Raw genomic sequence first — 19,651 nt, 5'->3', positions numbered from 1 at the left:
CGGCTACCCCCGGGGCGGGGCCGGGCGCTGCGCGTCGGCGCCCCAGCGCCTCTCCTGCGGCACGTCCAGGGCGTCGCACAGCGCGTGCCAGACGGTCCGCGGCTCGACGCCGTCCTCGATCGCCTGCGCGGCGGTCCGGTTCTCGAGCGCGCCGATCACCTGGTCGCCGGCGAGCGTGCGCCCGTACACGCGGCCGAAGACCTCGTCGACGAGGGCCCAGAACTCACGGTGTCGCATGGAGCGAAGCCTGCCACGCCGGCGGGCGCCGTGTCGGTGGCTGCGGACAGAATGGTGCGGTGACCTCACCACCGCCCGCAGCGAACGCCGCCCCGGCGGACCCGCTCGCGGGATTCTCCGCCGCGACCCGCGCCTGGTTCGCGGGGGCCTTCGCCGGCCCGACGGCGGCGCAGGCCGGCGCGTGGGCGGCCGTGCGCGACGGCGCGCACGCGCTCGTCGTGGCGCCCACCGGCTCGGGCAAGACGCTCGCGGCATTCCTGTGGGCGCTGGACGGCCTGCTCGCGCCGGGATCGGGCGCCGCCGGAACCGACCGCTGCCGCGTGCTGTACGTGTCGCCGCTCAAGGCGCTCGCCTCCGACGTCGAGCGGAACCTGCGCTCGCCGCTCGTCGGCATCCGGCAGGCCGCGACACGGCTCGGGGTCTCGACCGCAGACGTCACGGTGGGCATCCGCACGGGCGACACGCCGCCCGCCGAGCGCCGCGCGTTCGCGACGAGGCCGCCGGACATCCTCATCACCACGCCCGAGTCGCTGTACCTGGTGCTCACGTCGGCCGCCCGGGCCGGCCTGGCGGGGGTGCAGACCGTCATCCTCGACGAGATCCACGCCGTCGCGGGGACCAAGCGCGGGTCGCACCTGATGCTGTCGCTCGAACGCCTCGACGCGCTGCTGCCCGCCCCCGCGCAGCGCATCGGGCTGTCCGCGACCGTCCGGCCGGTCGACGCGGCCGCCAGCTTCCTGGGCGGGGGGCGGACGCCGGCCGACGGCGGACGGCCCGTGCACGTGGTCCAGCCGCCCGCGACCAAGAAGATCGTCGTCGACGTCGTGGTGCCCGTCCCGGACCTGACCGACCTCGCCGCCGCGCCCACGCCTGCTGCCGCGAGCGACGGCGGCGTAAGAAGCGCGGCTGCGGGCGGCCCGGCCAGCGCCGGCGCAACACTGGCGCCCCTCGCGCCCGGCGAGCCCGACCTCACGGGTCAGGCCGCCGGGGCGCGGTCGCGGCCCTCGATCTGGCCGCACGTCGAGGAGCGGGTCGTGGACCTCGTCGCGGACCACCGCTCGACTCTCGTGTTCACGAACTCGCGCCGCGGCGCCGAACGGCTCACCGCGCGCATGAACGAGGTCTGGGCGCTGCGCAGCGGGGCCGACGTCCCCGACCCGGGCTCGACCTGGCCCGCGGCGGCACCGGCGCAGTCCGGCACGTCCGCCGGCGTCGACACGTCCGACGCGAGCCGCATCCTCGCCCGGGCGCACCACGGCTCGATGAGCCGGGCCGAGCGCACCCGGACCGAGACCGAGCTCAAGGCGGGGCGGCTGCCCGCCGTCGTCGCGACGTCGTCGCTCGAGCTCGGCATCGACATGGGCGCGATCGACCTCGTCGTCCAGGTCGGCGCGCCGCCGTCCGTCGCGAGCGGGCTGCAGCGCGTCGGGCGCGCGGGGCACCAGGTCGGTGCCGTCTCGCGGGGCGTCGTGTTCCCGACGTTCCGCGGCGACCTCGTGCCCGCCGCGGTGATCGCGGGCCGCATGCGCCGCGGCGAGATCGAGCGGCTCACCGTGCTGACGAACCCGCTCGACGTGCTCGCGCAGCAGATCGTGGCGATGGTCGCCGTCGAGGACTGGACGGTGGCCGAGCTCGCGACTGTCGTGCGGCGCGCGGCGCCGTTCGCGGGGCTCGGCGACGCGACGCTCCGGGCCGTGCTCGACATGCTCGCCGGGCGGTACCCGAGCGAGGAGTTCGGCGAGCTGCGGGCACGGATCGTGTGGGACCGCACGACGGACGTGCTCACGGCCCGGCCCGGCGCCCTGCGGCTGGCCGTCACGAGCGGCGGCACGATCCCCGACCGCGGGCTGTACGGCGTCTTCCTCGCCTCGGGCGCCGGGGCTTCGCCGGGCGGACCCGACGTGCCCGCCGACGCCGAGCGCACGGGCGGGCGGCTGCGCGGCGGCAAGCGGGTGGGCGAGCTCGACGAGGAGATGGTCTACGAGTCCCGGGTCGGGGACACGTTCACGCTCGGCTCGAGCAGCTGGCGGATCGAGGACATCACGCTCGACCGCGTCCTGGTCACCCCAGCGCCCGGCGTGCCCGGCCGGCTCCCGTTCTGGAAGGGCGACTCCCCCGGCCGGCCCGCGGAGCTCGGCGCCGCGATGGGGGCGTGGGTGCGCGAGCTGGGCGCGGCGAGCCCGGGCGCGGCGCGCGCCGAGGTCGCGCGCGCGGGGCTGGACGACTGGGCCGCCGACAACCTACTCACCTACCTCCACGAGCAGCGCGCCTCCACCGGGCAGCTGCCGGACGACCGCACGATCGTGATCGAGCGGTTCCGCGACGAGATCGGCGACTGGCGCATCGTGGTGCACTCGCCGTTCGGCGCCAAGGTACACGCGCCGTGGGCGCTGGTGATCGCCGCGCGGATGCGCGAGCGGTACGGCGTCGACGCCGCGGCGATGGCCGCCGACGACGGCATCGTGCTGCGGCTGCCCGACATGCTGGCGGGCGGCGACGCCGGCGAGTGGAGCGGCGACGCGGGGCCGGCGGTCGACGTCGACGACCTGATCATCGACCCCGACGACGTCGCGGCCGCCGTGCGCGGCGAGCTGGGCGGCTCGACGATGTTCGGGGCCCGGTTCCGCGAGGCGGCGGCGCGCGCCCTGCTGCTGCCGCGCCGGCGGCCCGACCGCCGCCAGCCGCTGTGGCAGCAGCGGCAGCGGTCGGCGCAGCTGCTCAGCGTCGCGGCGCAGTACCCGGAGTTCCCGATCCTGCTCGAGGCCGTTCGTGAGTGCCTCCAGGACGACTTCGACGTCGCCGCGCTGACCGAGCTGATGCGCGCCGTCGCGGCGCGCCGCGTCCGACTGGTCGAGGTCACGACGGCCTCCCCGTCGCCGTTCGCGCAGTCGCTGCTGTTCGGGTACACCGCCCAGTACCTGTACGACGGCGACGCGCCGCTGGCCGAGCGGCGGGCCGCGGCGCTCACGCTCGACCCGACGCTGCTCGCGGAGCTGCTCGGCCAGGGTGGGGCGTCCCAGCTCGCGGACCTGCTGGACCCCGTTGCCGTGCTGCGCACGGAGGCCGAGCTCGCCGGGCTCGCCCCCGAGCGGCAGGCGCGCCATCTCGAGGACCTCGCGGACGTCGTCCGGCGCCACGGCCCGCTCACCACGGCCGACGCGCAGGCGCGCACCCGCCCGGAGGTGCGCGACGACGTCGGCGGCTGGCTCGCGGAGCTCGAGGCGTCCCGCCGCGTCCTGCGCGTCCGGATCGCGGGGCTGGTCCCCACTCCAGCCGACGCCGCGGCGGGGGCGCCCGACCGGACCGAGCAGTGGGCGGCGATCGAGGACGCCGGCCGGCTGCGGGACGCGCTCGGCGTCGCGCTCCCCGTCGGCGTCCCCGAGGCCTTCACCGAGGTGCTGCCCGACCCGCTCGGGGACCTCGTGCGCAGGCACGCCCGGACGCACGGCCCCTTCACCTCCGCCCAGGTCGCCGCCCGGTTCGGGCTCGGCATCGCCGTCGCCGCCGAGACCGTGCGCCGCCTGGCCGGCGCGGGCGTGCTCGTCGCCGGGCGGCTGCGACCCGAGTCGCTGGGCGGGACCGGCGACGAGTACTGCGACGCCGAGGTGCTGCGCACCCTGCGCCGGCGCTCGCTCGCCGCGCTGCGCGCCGAGGTCGAGCCGGTCGATCAGCAGGCGCTGGGCGTGTTCGTCCCCCGGTGGCAGGGCATCGGCCGGCTGCGCGGGGTCGAGGGGCTCGCGCGCGCCGTCGAGCAGCTCGCCGGGGTGGCGCTGCCCGCCTCGGCGCTCGAGACCCACGTGCTCCCGGCCCGCGTCACGGACTACTCGCCCGCGATGCTCGACGAGCTCACGGCCGCCGGGGAGGTCCTGTGGGCCGGGCACACCCGCCTCGCGGGCCGCGACGGGATGGTCAGCCTGCACCCGGCCGCCACCGCGGACCTCACGCTGGCGCCGCCCGAGCCGACCGCAGGCGGCGCACTCGACACCCCGCTGCACGCCGCGATCCTCACGGCGCTCGACGGCGGGGGCGCCTTCTTCCTCGGCGGCCTCGCCGGGCGCGTCGGGGCGCTGCTCGCGGCGGAGGTCGCGCCGACGCAGGCCGCGGGCGCCGCGCCGACGCAGGCCGCGCTCACGACCGCCCTGTGGGACCTGGTGTGGGCCGGGCTGGTGACGAACGACGGGCTGACGCCGCTGCGCGCGCGGCTCGGGTCGGGCGGCGGCACGGCCCATCGGGTGCGGGCGCGCGCGCCCCGGGCGCGCGGGCTGCGCGGCTCGCGGCTGGGGCTGCGGGGGGCCGCCGAACCCGTCGGCGGCACCTCCGCCGCAGCGGCGGGGCGGTGGTCGCTCCTGCCCGCGCGCGAGCTGGACCCGACCGTGCGCGCGCACGCCCTCGCGGCGCAGCTGCTCGACCGGCACGGCATCGTCACGCGCGCGATCGCGCCCCTCGAGGGCATCTCGGGCCAGTTCGGCGCGGTGTACAAGGTGCTCGCGGCACTCGAACAGGCCGGCCAGGTGCGCCGCGGGTACTTCGTCGAGCACCTCGGCGGGTCGCAGTTCGCGTTGCCGGGCGCGGTCGACCAGGTCCGGGCCGACGCCAAGGACGCGCACTCCCTGGCCGACGGCGATGTGCTCGACGCTCGTCCGGGCGGCGGCGCGCGCACCGCGGCCGGCGGCGCCTCGGCGGCGCCCGAGGCGGTCCTGCTCGCGGCGACCGACCCCGCGAACCCGTACGGCGGGGCGCTCGCGTGGCCCGCGCCGTCGGCCACCGGCGCCCCGGGCCGGGCCGGCGCCGCTGCCGGGCCGGACGAGACCGAGCTCGCCCGGCATCGCCCGGGGCGCAAGGCCGGCGCGGTCGTGGTGCTCGTGGCTGGCGCGCTCGTCCTGTACGTCGAGCGTGGTGGCCGCACGCTGCTGTCGTTCACCGCCGACGACGCGTCGCTCGCCGCGGCCGCGGACGCCCTCGCGCAGACCGTGCGCGCCGGCCGGCTCGGCCGGCTGGTGCTGCAGCGCGGCGACGGCGCGGAGCTGCTCACGGGCGGTCCGCGCACGGCGCTCGGGCGGGCCCTCGAGGAGGCGGGTTTCGCGCCCACGCCGCGGGGCCTGCGACTGCGGGGGCAGGCGTGAGCCGCGCGGCCGGGGTGCGCCGCGGCGGGGTGGGCCATAGCGGGGTTGGCCATAGCGGGGTGCGCCGTAGCGGGGTGCGCCGTGCCAGAGGGTGACATCCTGCGGAGGACCGCCGCGCGGCTGGATCAGGCGTTGACCGGGACGGTGCTGGTACGCGCCGAGCTGCGCTGGCCGACCGCCGCGGAGGTCGACCTCGTCGGCCTGACGGTGCTCGGGACCCGCGCCTACGGCAAGCACCTGCTCACCCGCTTCGACGATGGCCGGAGCCTGCACACGCACCTGCGCATGGAGGGGTCGTGGGCGATCGCGCGGACCGGCTCGAGTGCGGCGCAGGCGCGGGGGCCGTGGGTGCGCGTCGTGCTCGGCGCCGAGACCTGGACGGCGATCGGCGAGCGGATCGGGATGCTGGACGTCACCCGCACCCGGGACGAGCACACCGTGCTCGGCCACCTCGGGCCCGACCTGCTCGCCCCCGACTTCGTCGAGGCGGGGCTCACCGAGGCGCTGGCCCGGCTCGCGACGCGCGCCCAGTCACCGGTCGCGGAGGTGCTGCTGGATCAGCGCGTCGCCGCCGGCATCGGGACGATCTACGCGGCCGAGTCGCTCTACGCGCACCGGCTGTGGCCCTGGACGCCGGCGGGCGACGTCAACGACCCACGCGCGCTGCTGCTCACGGCGCGCACGCTCATGGCTCGTTCTGTTCGGGCGACGCTGCCCACCGCGACGGGTGACACGGCACGTGGGCGCACGACGCTCGTGCATGGCCGGCTGCGGCTGCCGTGCCGGCGCTGTGGCACGCCGATCGCCGTCGGGCGCGCTGGCGCGCCCGGAACGGACCGGCCAATCTTCTACTGCCCGGTGTGCCAGGCGCGCTAGCTGCTGTGCGTCAACCCACCCGTGCGAGCTCGCCGCGCAGACGCTGGCGGCCGAGGCCACCGTCAGTCGCACCACGCGCACCGAACGACGCGGCTAGATCCGCGGGAATCGTGTCGGGGATCAGCAGACCCTCGGCCACGGCCACCCGGTCGCTGACCTCGCGGAGCACGATCGACAACGGCACCTCGAGCGCCCCGCAGATGCTGCCGAGCAGCTCCGACGACGCCTCCTTCTGGCCGCGTTCCACCTCGCTCAGGTACCCGAGGGACACCCGAGCAGCCGAAGACACTTCACGCAGGGTTCGCCCCTGACGCTGGCGGGCATCCCGCAGCACATCACCGATCTCGCGGCGTAGAACAACCATCGGACGACCCCCTTTCGTGTCCCGTTCGAGCACCGGTCCGGTCGCGGGGATCGACCGAAGAGGCCGCCGATCCGTCACGCTCACACTGGCACGTCCCCTGGCGGGGAGATTCCTACCGTACCCCGGGCCACCACCGGTGCCCTCGAGAGCGCGGTTTGTCGGCCGGTTCGTTATCACATCGGGTCCAACGCACCGCGTGGTCCGCCTGTTCCCGGCCGGCCACTTCCCGGGTCAGCGACTTTCCGGGTCGCCGACGACGTCGAGCGCGAGCCTGAGCACCAGGTCCCGCGCCGCGGCACGCACCTCGGCCCGGCCGCCCGGCAGCTGCGCCGACGCAACCCGCACCCCGTGCGCGGTCGCGACCGCGACATGCACCGTCCCGGGGCGCTCGCCGTCCTGCCCCTGCGGGCCGGCGACCCCGGTCGTCGCGAGCCCCACGTCCGCGCCGAGCCGGTACCGCGCGCCCCGTGCCATCGCGGCAGCGACGTCCGGGTCGACGGCACCCCGGGCCGCGAGCAGGGAGGCGTCGACGCCGAGCAGGGTGGCCTTGAGGTCGGTCGCGTACGCGACGACCCCGCCGCGCACGGACCGGGACGCGCCGGGGACGGCGACGAGCGCGTCGGTCACTAGGCCGCCCGTGAGCGACTCGGCCACCGCGACGCTCCACCCGCGCGTCTGCAGCGCGGCGAGCAGGTCGGCCGGCAACGCGGCCGGCAGATCGGCCGTCGATCCGGCCGGCGATCCGGCGAGGGCCGGCTCGCCCGGCTGCCCTGGGCCGGTCATCCGACCGGCGCGGTACCGCGCAGCCGGATCGACTGGCGCACGTAGTCGGCGCCGGTGACGACCGTCAGCGTGACCGCGACGCCCATGACGACCGCCGCGACGGCGTGCGTCCAGGACGGGAGCTCGGACAACGGCAACAGGTAGATCGCGATCGCGACGGACTGCAGCACGGTCTTCAGCTTGCCCCCGCGCGAGACGGGCAGCGTCGTCGACGACCGGAGCAGCGCGAACCGCAGCGCCGTGATGCCCAGCTCGCGCACCAGGATCACGATCGTCACCCACCACGGCAGCTCGCCGAACGCCGACAGGATGACCAGCGCCGTGCCGATGAGCAGCTTGTCAGCGATCGGGTCGAGCAGCGCGCCGAGGTCCGTGACGAGGTCGTGCCGCCGCGCGAGGTAGCCGTCGAGCTTGTCGGTGAGCGCCGCGATGACGAAGAGCACGGTGGCGACGAGGCGCCACGCGATCGAGTCACCGCCGTCGACCAGCAGCGCGAGGGCGAAGAACGGGACGAACGCGATGCGCCCGACCGTCACGATATTCGCGACGTTCCAGCGGGAGGGAGTTGACGCGGCCACGGGTCCAGCCTAGGCGTCCGCGCTGTGCGTGCTTACCGACCGGGCCGCAACCCGGGTCCGTCGGCGTCGTCCGCGTCGTCGTGATAGTCGGTCGCGACGGGCGGCAGCCCCGCGCTGATGCCCTGGTCGTAGGCGTCGTCAGCGCCGGGGTCCGGCTCTCCGCGCAGCATCGCCAGCGTGCCCGCGAGGTCGTCCGGCCGCACCAGGACGTCTCGCGCCTTGGAGCCCTCCGACGGCCCGACGATCTCGCGCGACTCGAGCAGGTCCATGAGGCGACCCGCCTTGGCGAACCCGACCCGCAGCTTGCGCTGGAGCATCGAGGTCGAGCCGAACTGGGTCGTCACGCACAGCTCAGCCGCCTGCAGCAGCAGGTCGAGGTCGTCGCCGATGTCCTCGTCGACGTGCGCCTTCGTGACCGTGACGGCGACGTCCTCGCGGTAGACGGGCTTGTGCTGGCCCTTGACGTGGGCCACGACGGCGTGGATCTCCGTTTCGGTCACCCAGGCACCCTGGGTGCGCATCGGCTTGGCCGCCCCCATGGGCAGGAACAGCGCGTCGCCCTGGCCGATGAGCTTCTCGGCGCCGGGCTGGTCGAGCACCACCCGGGAGTCGGTCAGCGACGACGTCGCGAACGCGAGCCGGGAGGGCACGTTGGCCTTGATCAGGCCCGTGACGACGTCGACGCTCGGGCGCTGGGTGGCCAGCACGAGGTGGATCCCGGCGGCCCGCGCGAGCTGCGTGATCCGCTGGATCGAGGCCTCGACGTCGCGCGGCGCGACCATCATCAGGTCAGCGAGCTCGTCAACGACGATGAGCAGGTACGGGTACGGGGCGATCTTGCGCTTGCTGCCCGGGAGCGGCTTGACCTTGCCCGACCGCACGGCGGCGTTGAAGTCGTCGAGGTGCTTGAACCCGTACAACGCGAGGTCGTCGTACCGCGTCTCCATCTCGCGCACGACCCACTCGAGCGCCTCGGCCGCCTTCTTGGGGTTCGTGATGATGGGCGTGATGAGGTGCGGGATGCCCTCGTAGATCGTCAGCTCGACCCGCTTCGGGTCGACGAGCACCATGCGGACCTCGTCGGGCGTGGCGCGCATCAGGATCGAGACGATCATCGCGTTGACGAAGCCCGACTTGCCGGCGCCGGTCGCGCCGGCCACGAGCAGGTGGGGCATCTTCGCGAGGTTCGCGATGACGTAGCCGCCCTCGACGTCCTTGCCGACGCCGATCACCATCGGGTGGGTCGAGCGGCGCGCGGCCGACGAGCGCAGCACGTCGCCGAGCGACACCGTCTCGCGATCGGTGTTCGGGATCTCGATGCCGATCGCGGACTTTCCCGGGATGGGCGACAGGATGCGGACGTCCGCGCTGGCGACGGCGTAGGCGATGTTCTTGCTCAGCGCGGTGACCCGCTCGACCTTGACCGCCGGGCCGAGCTCGACCTCGTAGCGCGTCACGGTCGGCCCGCGCATGAACCCCGTGACCTGCGCGTCGATCTCGAACTGGTCGAGGACGGTGGTCAGAGCGGCGACGATGCGGTCGTTCGCGGCGGAGCGGAGCTTGTGCGGCGGGCCCTTGGCGAGCGCCTCGTCGGGCGGCAACGTGTAGACGATGTCGCCCTCGAGCATGGGCTGCTCGCCGCGCGGGACGCCCGTCGTCGGCGGCGCGATGAGCTCGGTCGACGCGGCGGCGTCGGCCCCGCGGTCGATGGCGTCGCGGTCGATGGCGTCGTGGTCGATGTAGACGGTCGCGGCCGCCTCGGTTGCCGACTCGATCGCGGTCGCGGCGGCCTCGGTGCGGGCGGCCTCGACGATCGCGGCCCGGCGGAAGGCCTCGTCGGCCTCGTACGCGTCCAGCAGGTCGGCGTCCGACGCGCCGGCGGCGGCCCGCCGCGACGCGAGCCGGCGGAGGCCCTTCTTCGGCCGCGGCTCGGGAAGCTGGACCTCGGTGTGTCCCGCGTTGATGACGAGCGGGCCGTCGTCGTCGGCGTCGTCGTCCTCGGCCTCGCTGTCCTGCTCCGACCGGCCGCGCCCGCCGGTGAGCCGGTCGAAGCCGGCGAGCAGCCGGGGCCCGATCGCGTAGACCGGCGTGGCGGTGACGACCAGGACGCCGAAGAACGCCAGCAGGGCGAGCAGCGGCACGGCGACCCAGATCGTCAGGGCGCTCGACAGCGGCGTCCCGAGGAGGTAGCCGACGACGCCGCCGGCCGCGCGCACGCCGACGAAGCCGTCCGCCGGGTCGGGCATGCCGGCAGACACGTGCACGAGCGCGCACGCCGCGAGGACGATCGCGGAGAGCCCGATGGTGATGCGGGAGGTGGCCTGGGTCCGGTCCGGGTGACGCATCAGGCGCACGGCCAGGCCGAGCAGCATGAGCGGAACGGCGAGGCCGACCCGGCCGAACGTGCCGGCGACGACGGCATGGATGGCGTTCCCGGCGGTGCCCGACAGGTTCCACCACTCGCGTGCGGCCACGACGATCGCGACGCCGAGCAGGGTGAACGCCAGGCCGTCGCGACGGTGAGCGGGGTCGAGGTCGCGGGCGCCGCGCCCGATGCGCCGCGCCGTGCCGCCGATCAGGTGAGCGCTGCCCATCCAGGCGCCGCGCACCATCCGCACGGGCAGCGCCGACTGCGTGGACCCCGCGGCGGGCTTCTTCGGAGCCCGCCCAGCCGGGCGCGACGAAGCGCCGCCGGACGCCGTCACGCGCGCGGCCGTGGTGCGGGCGCGCGCCGCGGGGGCGGACCGCGCTGAAGGGGTCGTACGGGTCGCCATGGTGCCCAACCTACCGGCGGTCCCGCACAGGAGCGCCGGGGACACCCCGGCGGCCGGCTTCGAGTTCGGCTCCGGTCAGGCCGCGACGACCACCGGCAGGATGAGCGGGCGGCGACCGAGCTTGGCGGACACCCACTTGCCGACGACGCGGCGGACGACCTGCTGCAGCTGCTGGGCGTCGATGGCTCCCGCGAGCGTCGCCTCCTGCAGCGCGGCGGTGACCTGCGGGAGGATCTCGTCGAACACCGCGTCGTCCTCCGCGAAGCCGCGCGCCTGGATATGCGGGCCCGCCAGCACCTTGCCGGTGCCGGAGTCGACGACGGCGAAGATCGAGACGAAGCCCTCCTCGCCCAGGATCCGGCGGTCCTTGAGCTCGGCCTCGGTCACGCCCCCGACGCTCGAGCCGTCGACGTACACGTACCCGCACGGCACGGCGCCGACGATCTGGGCGTGGCCGTCTGCGAGGTCGACGACGACGCCTGCCTCGGCGATGAGCACCGCCTCCGGCGCGACGCCGGTCGCGACGGCGAGCTCGCCATTGGCCACGAGGTGCCGCATCTCGCCGTGCACCGGCAGCACGTTGCGCGGGCGGACGATGTTGTAGCAGTACAGGAGCTCGCCGGCGCTGGCGTGACCGGACACGTGCACCTTCGCGGTCCCGCTGTGCACGACTTTCGCGCCCAGCCGGGTCAAGCCGTTGATCACGCGGTAGACGGCGTTCTCGTTGCCCGGGATGAGCGAGGACGCGAGGATCACGGTGTCCCCCGGCCCGACCGAGATGCGGAAATGGTCGTTGTTCGCGATCCGCGACAGCGCCGCCATCGGCTCGCCCTGCGAGCCCGTGCACATCAGCACGACCTCGTCGTCGGGCAGGGCGTCGACCTTCTTGACGTCGACCAGCACGCCGGTCGGGACGGTCAGGTAGCCGAGGTCGGCGGCGATCGTCATGTTCCGGACCATCGACCGCCCGACCAGGGCGACGCGCCGGCCGTGCGACGCCGCGGCGTCGAGCACCTGCTGCACGCGGTGCACGTGCGAGGAGAACGACGCGACGACGATGCGCCGGGAGGAGGCCGCGAAGACCGCGTCGAGCACCGGGCCGATCTCGCGCTCCGGCGTGACGAAGCCCGGCACCTCGGCGTTCGTGGAGTCGACCATGAACAGGTCGACGCCGGCCTCGCCGAGCCGGGCGAACGCGCGCAGGTCGGTGACCCGGCCGTCGAGCGGGAGCTGGTCCATCTTGAAGTCGCCCGTGTGCAGCACGGTGCCGGCCGCGGTGCGCACCGCGACGGCGAGCGCGTCGGGGATCGAGTGGTTGACCGCGACGAACTCGCACTCGAACGGGCCGACCTGCTCGGTCTGACCCGCGGCGACGACCATCGTGAGCGAGTCGAGGTGGAACTCCTTGAGCTTCGCCTCGAGGAACGCGAGCGTGAGCTGCGAGCCGATGAGCGGGATGTCGCCGCGCAGGCGCAGCAGGTACGGCACGGCGCCGATGTGGTCCTCGTGCCCGTGCGTGAGCACGATGGCCTCGATGTCCTCGAGCCGGTCGGCGAGGTAGCTGAAGTCCGGCAGGATCAGGTCGACGCCGGGCTGGGTCTCCTCGGGGAACAGCACGCCGCAGTCGACCACGAGCAGCCGCCCGCCGTGCTCGAAGACGGTCATGTTGCGACCGATCTCGCCGAGGCCGCCGAGCGCGACGATGCGCAGCGCGCCGTCGGCGAGCGGCGGCGGAAGCTCGAGCTCGGGGTGCGGGTGGAACATGGTCGTCACAGCGTCGTCGTCACAGTGCGGTTCTCACAGCGCGACGAGCAGGCCCGCGGTGACCATGGCGGCCCGCACGACCTCGAGCTCGTCGGCGTCCGCGGCGACCTGCGGCAGCCGCATCGCCCGGGACGGGATCACGCCGGCGAGCTCGAGCACCGCCTTGGCGCGCACGGCGCCGTTGCCGGACCCGCAGATGAGCTCGATCTTCGGCAGCATCGCGACGAAGGTCGCCCGCGCGAGCGCGAGATCGCCCGCGTCGACGGCCGCGACCATCGCCGCCAGCTCGTCGCCCGCGATGTGCCCGACCATGCTCACGATCCCGGCGGCGCCGTGCGCCAGGAACGCCAGGTTCAGCGGGTCGTCGCCGCAGTAGTACGCGAGCCCTGTGCGGGCCATCGTCCGCGCGGCGCCGTACACGTCGCCCGTCGCATCCTTGACGGCGACGACGTTCGGGTGGTCCGCGAGCCGGTCGAGCGTCTGCGCCGAGTACCGCACGACGGTCCGCCCGGGCACGTCGTAGAGCATGACGCGCAGGGCGGTCGCGTCAGCGACGGCGACCGTGTGCTGGTAGATGCCCTCCTGCGAGGGCCGGGAGTAGTAGGGGCTGACGACGAGCAGCCCGTGCGCCCCGGCGGCCGCGGCCTGCTCGGCGATCCGGACGGCGTGCGCGGTGTCGTTCGATCCGGCGCCCGCGACGACGACGGCGCGGTCACCCACGGCCGCGACGACCGCGGCGATGAGGTCGGACTTCTCGGGCGTGTGGGTCGTGGGCGACTCCCCCGTCGTCCCGTTGAGGACCAGGCCGTCGTGGCCGTGGTCGACGAGGTGCTGGGCCAGGCGCGCGGCGGCCGCGAGGTCGACGGCGCCGTCGGCCGTCATCGGGGTGACCATGGCGGTGAGCACGGCGCCGAACGGGCGCGACGACGAGACGTGAGACATGGGGCCAAGATACCCGCCGGCCGCGCTGCGGAGCCCGCCGGCCCGGCCGGTCAGGCCCTCGGCGGCTCGGGGCGGGGGGCCCGCGTGTAGGTGACGAAGCGGTATCGCGGGCCCGCGTCGAGCGTGTGCCAGGCGGTCGCGTCCCGGTGCCAGCCGGCGCCGATCGCCGGCGCACGCGCGTCGCCGTCGAGGTCGAGGTCGATCTCGGTGACCTCGAGGCGGTGCGCCCGGTCGATCGTCGCGGCGTACAGCTGCGCGCCGCCGATGATCCACACCTCCCCCGCGCCGTCGTCGGCGAGCGCGAGGGCCGCCCCGAGGTCGGGCACGACGACAGCGCCGGGGGCCTCGAATCCCGGCCTCCGGCTGAGCACGAGGTTGGTGCGCCCCGGGAGCGGCCGGAACCGGGCCGGCAGGGACTCCCAGGTGAGCCGGCCCATCAGCACCGGCCGGCCGGTCGTCAGGGCGCGGAAGTGAGCCAGGTCCGCGGGCAGGTGCCACGGCAGCGCGCCGCCGGCGCCGATGATCGCCGGCCCGCCGTCGAGCGCGCGGGCCTGCGCCCAGACGAGCGCGACGGTCATACGGCGACGGGCGCCTTGATCGCGGCGTGGTGCTGGTAGCCGACGACCTCGACGTCGTCGTAGGCGTAGTCGAAGATCGTCGCGGCGGGGTGCAGGCGCAGCGTCGGGAACGGGAAGGGCTCGCGCGCGAGCTGCTCGCGGGCCTGGTCGACGTGGTTGTCGTAGAGGTGGCAGTCGCCCCCGGTCCACACGAACTCGCCGACCTCGAGCCCGGCCTGGGCGGCCACCATGTGGGTGAGCAGGGCGTAGCTCGCGATGTTGAAGGGGACCCCGAGGAACAGGTCGGCGCTGCGCTGGTACAGCTGGCACGACAGCTTGCCGTCGGCGACGTAGAACTGGAAGAACGCGTGGCACGGCGCGAGCGCCATTTTCGGGATCTCGGCGACGTTCCAGGCGGACACGACCATCCGGCGCGAGTCGGGGTCGGTGCGCAGCGTCTCGAGCACCTGCGTGATCTGGTCGATGTGGCCGCCGTCCGGCGTCGGCCAGGACCGCCACTGCACGCCGTAGACGGGCCCGAGGTCGCCGTCGGGGCCAGCCCACTCGTCCCAGATCTTGACGCCGCGCTCCTGGAGCCACGTCACGTTGGAGTCGCCGCGCAGGAACCACAGCAGCTCGTACACGATCGACTTCAGGTGCACCCGCTTGGTCGTCACGAGCGGGAACCCCTCGCTCAGGTCGAAGCGGAGCTGGTGACCGAACAGGCTCCGCGTGCCGGTGCCGGTGCGGTCCGCCTTCGGGGTCCCGGTCTCGAGCACCAGCCGCAGCAGGTCCTCGTACTGGGTGCGTACGGGTGCCGTCATGCGGGTCATCCTAAGTTGCGCGCGCCCGCTGGGGTCGCGCGGGAGGCCGCCGTGGGCGCAATACTGGCCGGATGCCGACCTCGACCCTCCCTCCCACCGTCGCCGCGCACCTTCCGACCGGGCTGCTGATCGGCGGGGCCTGGCGCCCCGCGACTGGCGGGGCAACCTTCCCCGTGGCGGATCCGGGCACCGGGCAGGTGCTGTTCGACGTCGCGGACGCGACCGCGCAGGACGGGCTGGCCGCGCTCGCCGCCGCCGACGCCGCGCTGCCCGCCTGGCGTTCCACGGCACCGCGGGAGCGGGCCGAGCTGCTGCGCGCGGTGTTCGAGACACTGGTCGCGCGCACCGAGGACTTCGCGGCGCTCATCACCGCCGAGGGTGGCAAGCCGCTCGCCGAGTCGCGGGCCGAGGTCGCCTACGGCGCCGAGTACGTGCGCTGGTACTCCGAGCAGGCCGTCCGGATCAACGGCCTGACGCGCACCGCGCCCTCGGGCGCCAACCGCCAGCTCGTGCTGCGCCGGCCCGTCGGCCCGGCCCTGCTGATCACGCCGTGGAACTTCCCGATCGCGATGATCACGCGCAAGGTGGCCCCGGCGCTCGCGGCGGGCTGCACTGTCGTGATCAAGCCGGCCGGCCTCACGCCGCTCACGACGGCACTGTTCGCCGAGGTGGTGCGCGCCGAGCTCGCCGACCGCGGGCTACCCACCGGGATCATCAACGTCGTCCCGACCTCGTCGTCGAGCTCGCTCGTCGAGCCGCTGCTGGCGGACCCGCGACTGCGCAAGCTGTCGTTCACCGGGTCCACCGAGGTCGGCCGGGTGCTGCTGCGCGGCGCCGCCGAGGGCGTGCTGCGCACGTCGATGGAGCTCGGCGGGAACGCGCCCTTCCTCGTCTTCGAGGACGCCGACATCCCGGCCGCGGTCACGGGCGCGCTCGCCGCCAAGATGCGCAACGCCGGCCAGACCTGCGTGGCGGCCAACCGGTTCCTCGTGCACGAGTCCGTCGCGAAGGAGTTCGCGGCCGGCCTGACCGAGGCGTTCGACCGGCTCGTGGTCGGCCACGGCGCGGCCGGCGGCACCACCGTCGGGCCGCTCATCGAGGAGCGCGCGGTGGACCGCGTCGAGCAGGTCGTCGCGGAGGCGCTCGACGACGGCGCCCGCGTCGCGATCGGCGCCGACCGGCCGCGCCGGCCCGGCTGGTTCTACGCGCCGACCGTCCTGACGAACGTCGACCCCGAGTCTCGCGTGGTGCGCGAGGAGATCTTCGGCCCCGTCGCCCCCATCGTGACGTTCGCGGACGAGGACGAGGCCCTGACGATGGCGAACTCGACCGAGTTTGGCCTCGTCGCCTACGCGTACACGCAGGACGTAGGCCGCGCGTTCCGGGTCGCGGACCGGATCGAGGCCGGCATGCTCGGCATCAACCGCGGCATGGTGTCGGACGCGAGCGCGCCGTTCGGGGGCGTGAAGTCCTCGGGCTTGGGCCGCGAGGGCGGCGAGGCCGGCCTCGAGGAGTACCTCGAGAGCGTGTACGTCGCGATCTAGGCGCTCAGCGCCGCGTGCGTTTCGGACCCGACACCGTGGCGTCCTCGGCCGCCTTGGATCCGTAGGCTCGCACCGAGCGCGGCGGGATCGCGCGCGCGATGGCGACAAGCTTCGCGACCGAGTACCCGACGAGGCCGAGGCTGAGGATCGCGAACAGCGCGACCAGGACCGGGTTCGTCACCGGCCAGACGAACGCGAGCGTCGCGACGAGGTAGCCGATCCCGAGCCAGAAGCAGTGCTTGATCGCGGTGAACGACGGCGTCCAGCCCATGATGTAGGCCTTCATCAGCACGTCGGTGAGCCAGCTGCTGCGCATCGGCAGCAACGACAGAGCCGTGCTGCCCCCGACCGTGGGCGGCCCGATGGCCTCGTCGCTGTACGACGTTCCCGACAGCGCCTCGCCCGCGTAGCTCGGTCGCAGCGACCGGGCCACGTAGACGAACGAGAGCGCCGCGAGCGGCCACGACGTGAGCGGGAAGAGCGCGACGACGTAGCCGAAGACCAGCGCGAGGAACGGCATGAGCAGGAGGAGGACGAGGATGAGCGTGAGCGGGTTCTCCTGCAGGTCCACGATGCCCGCAGCGGTCGAGAAGGGCCCGTCGGCCAGCCCGATCGGCTTGCGGTCGGAGAGCGCGACGGGCAGCGCGGCGGCGAGAGCGACGATGACGAGCCAGAGCGCGACCCAGACGACCCCCATCGCGAGGTAGCCGAACGGCCGCAGGACCAACCGCGCCGTCGGCAGGTGCTCGCCCGCCGCCACGACGCGGGCGGGGCCACGCACGAGGGTGACCACCATGCCCCAGCCGACGCCCGCGAGGATGACGCAGACGCCGATCAGGATCGCGTAGTTCGCGCCGCTCGGCACGGAGTTGTCCACCTCGTAGTTGCGGTACGCCACGCCGGTCGCCCACAGACTCGCGAGCACGACGATCGTCGCGGTGAAGATGACGCCGAGGAGGCCGAACAGGATCAGGAGGTAGCGGTCGCTGACGCGCGTGCGCAGCGCCGCGCCGCGAGCGCCGCCGACCGGCCGGGACGCCAACAGGCTGGTGGCCGCGCCGAGCACCGCGAACACGCCGAGGGCAAGCGCGACCACGGACTGCGCGACCCAGGCGTCCAGGCCGGCGAGCGCCTGCCCGGCCCGGTCATCGGCACCCAGGCCGCTCGGCAGCGGGTCACCGTGCGCGCCGAGCCAGATGAGGTACAGGCCGAAGACGATGACTGCGGCGCGGACGACGAGCCCGGTGGTGGTGACCGGCGCGGCCGCAGCGGAGCGGTCGCGCAGCCACGCGGGCCTGGTGTCGGTGTCGCCCGCCGGGGCGTCCGTGCCGCTGGCCGGGGCGTCCTCGGCCGGCAGCGCGCGGTGATCGGTGGCCATGGTTGACTCCTCGTGCGGGGTGGGGATGCGACGGCTTGCGCGCGGCATACACGCACCTCAGACCGCATGGGGCGCACACAGGCTAACGGACCCCGACGGCGCCGACGACCGCCCGCTAGCCTGGCCCGCGTGCCCCCAGCAGACGACGACGGCGTGCGCCGCGCCATCCGGCAGGCCGTGAGCGTGTCCGTCGCGACCGGCGCCTACGGGATTTCGTTCGGCGCGCTCGCCGTCGCGGCGGGGCTCGACCTCGCGCAGACCGCCGCCCTGAGCCTGTTGATGTTCTCCGGCGGCTCGCAGTTCGCGTTCATCGGCGTGCTCGGTGCCGGCGGCGCCGGCGGCGCGGCGATCGCGACCGCGGGGCTGCTGGGCGTGCGCAACGCCCTCTACGGCGTGCGGGTCGCGCCGCTGCTCGCCGCGACGGGCTGGCGGCGCTACGCCGCGGCGCAGGTGACGATCGACGAGTCCGCCGCGGTCGCCACCGCCCAGCCCACGCTCGCGGCCACCCGGGCCGGGTTCTGGTGGACGGGCGTGGGCGTGTTCGTCCTGTGGGGCGCCAGCACGATCCTCGGCGCCGTGCTCGGCGACGCCCTCGGCGATCCGCGCCGCTACGGCCTGGATGCCGCGGCACCGGCCGCGTTCCTCGCCCTCGTCTGGCCTCGGCTGGGCGGCGGCCGCGCCGGCCGGACCGCCCGGGCGACCGCGCTCGCCGCCGTCGTCGTCGCGCTCGCACTGACCCCGGTCGTGCCGGCGGGAATCCCGGTCCTCGCCGCCGCGGCCGTGGCGATCGTGATCGGCTGGCGCGGGCCGGCACCCGAGCCGGTGCCCACGCCCGTGCCGGTGCCCGATCGGCCGGTGCAGCCATGAGCACCTTCGCCATGACCTGGTGGGCGATCCTCGCGGCGTCGGCCGTCTGCTTCGCGCTCAAGCTCGCAGGTCACCTCGTGCCCGACCACTGGCTCTCGCAGCCGCGCGTGGCCCGCACGGCGGCGCTCGTCACGGTCGCGCTGCTCGCGGCGCTCGTCGGGGTGCAGACGATGACCGCCGGGCACCAGCTCGTCGTCGACGCGCGGCTGCCGGCGCTCGCGGTCGCGGCAGGCGCGCTCGCGCTCCGGGCGCCATTCGTCGTGGTCGTGCTCGCGGCCGCGGCGACCGCCGCGGTGCTCCGCGCCCTCGGGATGTGACGTCGCTGGCCCGCCGCACCGCCCCGCGCCACTACCGGGCGGCAGAGGTAGCCTGCCTTGCCTACCCACCCGCTCCCCGACGCTCGGAGAGACCGTGCCCCACCCCGCCCGTCGGCTCGCGCCGACCAGCACGCTCGTCCCCCCGCCCACCGCCGCGGGCCGATGATGGCGCTCTTCCGCGAGGACGCCGACGTGTCGGTTCGCCCGGCCGTCCCCGGCGACGAGACGGCGATCGCCCGCATCCAGCTCGCCGCCTGGCGGGCCGGGCACGCCGAGGTGCTCGGGGCCGACGTGCTCGACGGCCTCGACCCGACCGAGATCCGCTCGCGCTGGGCCGCCGCGATCACGACCCCGCCCGGCGCCGGCTACCGCGTGCTCGTCGCGTGCGACCGGGCTGACGTCGTCGGCTTCACCGCGGTGCGCCCGCTGCTCGTGGACGAGCGGACCCCGCTGGCGTCGTCGGGGGGCGAGCTGCTCGCGCTCGAGGTCGCGCCGGACGCGCGCCGCGGCGGGCACGGCTCCCGGCTTCTCACAGCCGCCGTGGACACGCTGCGCGCCGACGGCGCCGGCTACCTCGTGGCCTGGGTGCTCGACGGCGACTCCGCGCGTGCGGAGTTCCTGCGCTCGGCCGGGCTCGGCCCGGACGACGTGACCCGCGAGCTCGCGACCGGCCCCACGCCGGGGCAGACCGTGGCGGAGCACCGCTGGGCGGCCGAGCTGTAG

16 protein-coding genes are annotated in these 19,651 nt (G+C 75.0%); 6 read left to right on the top strand and 10 right to left on the bottom strand.

Annotated features, from left to right (window positions below):
* Positions 1–3: 3 nt before the first annotated feature.
* Positions 4–237, bottom strand: a complete 234-nt coding sequence (locus J4E96_RS06510) for a DUF3046 domain-containing protein (RefSeq protein WP_227424957.1) — start codon at positions 235–237, stop codon at positions 4–6.
* A 59-nt stretch (positions 238–296) separates the two neighbouring features.
* Here J4E96_RS06510 and J4E96_RS06505 point away from each other — a divergent pair, with 59 nt between their 5' ends.
* Complete coding sequence (locus tag J4E96_RS06505) at positions 297–5,360, top strand: Lhr family helicase (protein WP_227424956.1); 5,064 nt, start codon at positions 297–299, stop codon at positions 5,358–5,360.
* Positions 5,361–5,441: 81 nt separating this feature from the next.
* Positions 5,442–6,236 carry a DNA-formamidopyrimidine glycosylase family protein gene (locus J4E96_RS06500; RefSeq protein ID WP_227424955.1) on the top strand — a complete coding sequence of 265 codons (795 nt, stop codon included), beginning with the start codon at positions 5,442–5,444 and terminating at the stop codon, positions 6,234–6,236.
* Positions 6,237–6,246: 10 nt separating this feature from the next.
* Here J4E96_RS06500 and J4E96_RS06495 read toward each other — a convergent pair whose 3' ends face one another.
* The 8 genes from J4E96_RS06495 to J4E96_RS06460 all read right to left on the bottom strand — a co-directional run bounded on the left by J4E96_RS06495 (position 6,247) and on the right by J4E96_RS06460 (position 14,822).
* Positions 6,247–6,600, bottom strand: a complete 354-nt coding sequence (locus tag J4E96_RS06495; protein WP_227425684.1) for a helix-turn-helix domain-containing protein — start codon at positions 6,598–6,600, stop codon at positions 6,247–6,249.
* Positions 6,601–6,831: 231 nt separating this feature from the next.
* Positions 6,832–7,383 carry a CinA family protein gene (locus tag J4E96_RS06490; RefSeq protein WP_227424954.1) on the bottom strand — a complete coding sequence of 184 codons (552 nt, stop codon included), beginning with the start codon at positions 7,381–7,383 and terminating at the stop codon, positions 6,832–6,834.
* Positions 7,380–7,961 (bottom strand): CDP-diacylglycerol--glycerol-3-phosphate 3-phosphatidyltransferase, encoded by a 582-nt coding sequence (gene pgsA / locus J4E96_RS06485; RefSeq protein WP_227424953.1) that lies wholly within the window; start codon positions 7,959–7,961, stop codon positions 7,380–7,382. The genes J4E96_RS06490 and pgsA overlap by 4 nt, the downstream gene beginning before the upstream one ends.
* Before the next feature lie 32 nt (positions 7,962–7,993).
* The gene (locus J4E96_RS06480) at positions 7,994–10,735 is read right to left on the bottom strand and encodes an FtsK/SpoIIIE family DNA translocase (RefSeq protein WP_227424952.1); all 2,742 of its coding nucleotides are present in this window, start codon (positions 10,733–10,735) and stop codon (positions 7,994–7,996) included.
* A gap of 75 nt (positions 10,736–10,810) precedes the next feature.
* Positions 10,811–12,499: a ribonuclease J gene (locus J4E96_RS06475; protein ID WP_227425683.1), complete on the bottom strand. Its 1,689-nt coding sequence runs from the start codon at positions 12,497–12,499 to the stop codon at positions 10,811–10,813.
* 33 nt (positions 12,500–12,532) lie between these two features.
* Entirely contained in the window at positions 12,533–13,441 is a 909-nt protein-coding gene (dapA, locus tag J4E96_RS06470; protein ID WP_227424951.1) for a 4-hydroxy-tetrahydrodipicolinate synthase, read from the bottom strand.
* 50 nt (positions 13,442–13,491) lie between these two features.
* Complete coding sequence (locus tag J4E96_RS06465; protein ID WP_227424950.1) at positions 13,492–14,019, bottom strand: dihydrofolate reductase; 528 nt, start codon at positions 14,017–14,019, stop codon at positions 13,492–13,494.
* The gene (locus J4E96_RS06460; RefSeq protein WP_319637751.1) at positions 14,016–14,822 is read right to left on the bottom strand and encodes a thymidylate synthase; all 807 of its coding nucleotides are present in this window, start codon (positions 14,820–14,822) and stop codon (positions 14,016–14,018) included. Before J4E96_RS06460 ends, J4E96_RS06465 begins: the two co-directional genes overlap by 4 nt.
* 71 nt (positions 14,823–14,893) lie before the next feature.
* Here J4E96_RS06460 and J4E96_RS06455 point away from each other — a divergent pair, with 71 nt between their 5' ends.
* Positions 14,894–16,366, top strand: coding sequence for an NAD-dependent succinate-semialdehyde dehydrogenase (locus J4E96_RS06455; protein ID WP_227424948.1), 1,473 nt, complete (start codon positions 14,894–14,896; stop codon positions 16,364–16,366).
* A 4-nt stretch (positions 16,367–16,370) separates the two neighbouring features.
* On the opposite strand, the gene J4E96_RS06450 is transcribed toward J4E96_RS06455, so the two are convergent.
* On the bottom strand, positions 16,371–17,744 hold the full coding sequence (locus J4E96_RS06450) for a hypothetical protein (protein WP_227424947.1): 1,374 nt from the start codon (positions 17,742–17,744) through the stop codon (positions 16,371–16,373).
* 129 nt (positions 17,745–17,873) lie between these two features.
* On the opposite strand from J4E96_RS06450, the gene J4E96_RS06445 reads away from it, so the two are divergent.
* The 3 genes from J4E96_RS06445 (at position 17,874) to J4E96_RS06435 (ending at position 19,651) form a co-directional block, all read left to right on the top strand.
* Complete coding sequence (locus J4E96_RS06445) at positions 17,874–18,611, top strand: AzlC family ABC transporter permease (protein WP_227424946.1); 738 nt, start codon at positions 17,874–17,876, stop codon at positions 18,609–18,611.
* Positions 18,608–18,928, top strand: coding sequence for an AzlD domain-containing protein (locus tag J4E96_RS06440; protein WP_227424945.1), 321 nt, complete (start codon positions 18,608–18,610; stop codon positions 18,926–18,928). The genes J4E96_RS06445 and J4E96_RS06440 overlap by 4 nt, the downstream gene beginning before the upstream one ends.
* A 192-nt stretch (positions 18,929–19,120) precedes the next feature.
* Positions 19,121–19,651 carry a GNAT family N-acetyltransferase gene (locus J4E96_RS06435; RefSeq protein WP_319637750.1) on the top strand — a complete coding sequence of 177 codons (531 nt, stop codon included), beginning with the start codon at positions 19,121–19,123 and terminating at the stop codon, positions 19,649–19,651.

Origin of the sequence: Pengzhenrongella sicca, assembly GCF_017569225.1 — a bacterium.
In the GTDB taxonomy this organism is placed as follows: domain Bacteria; phylum Actinomycetota; class Actinomycetes; order Actinomycetales; family Cellulomonadaceae; genus Pengzhenrongella; species Pengzhenrongella sicca.
Note: the sequence above shows the minus strand (reverse complement) of the source record. Positions and strands in the feature narration are given on the sequence as shown.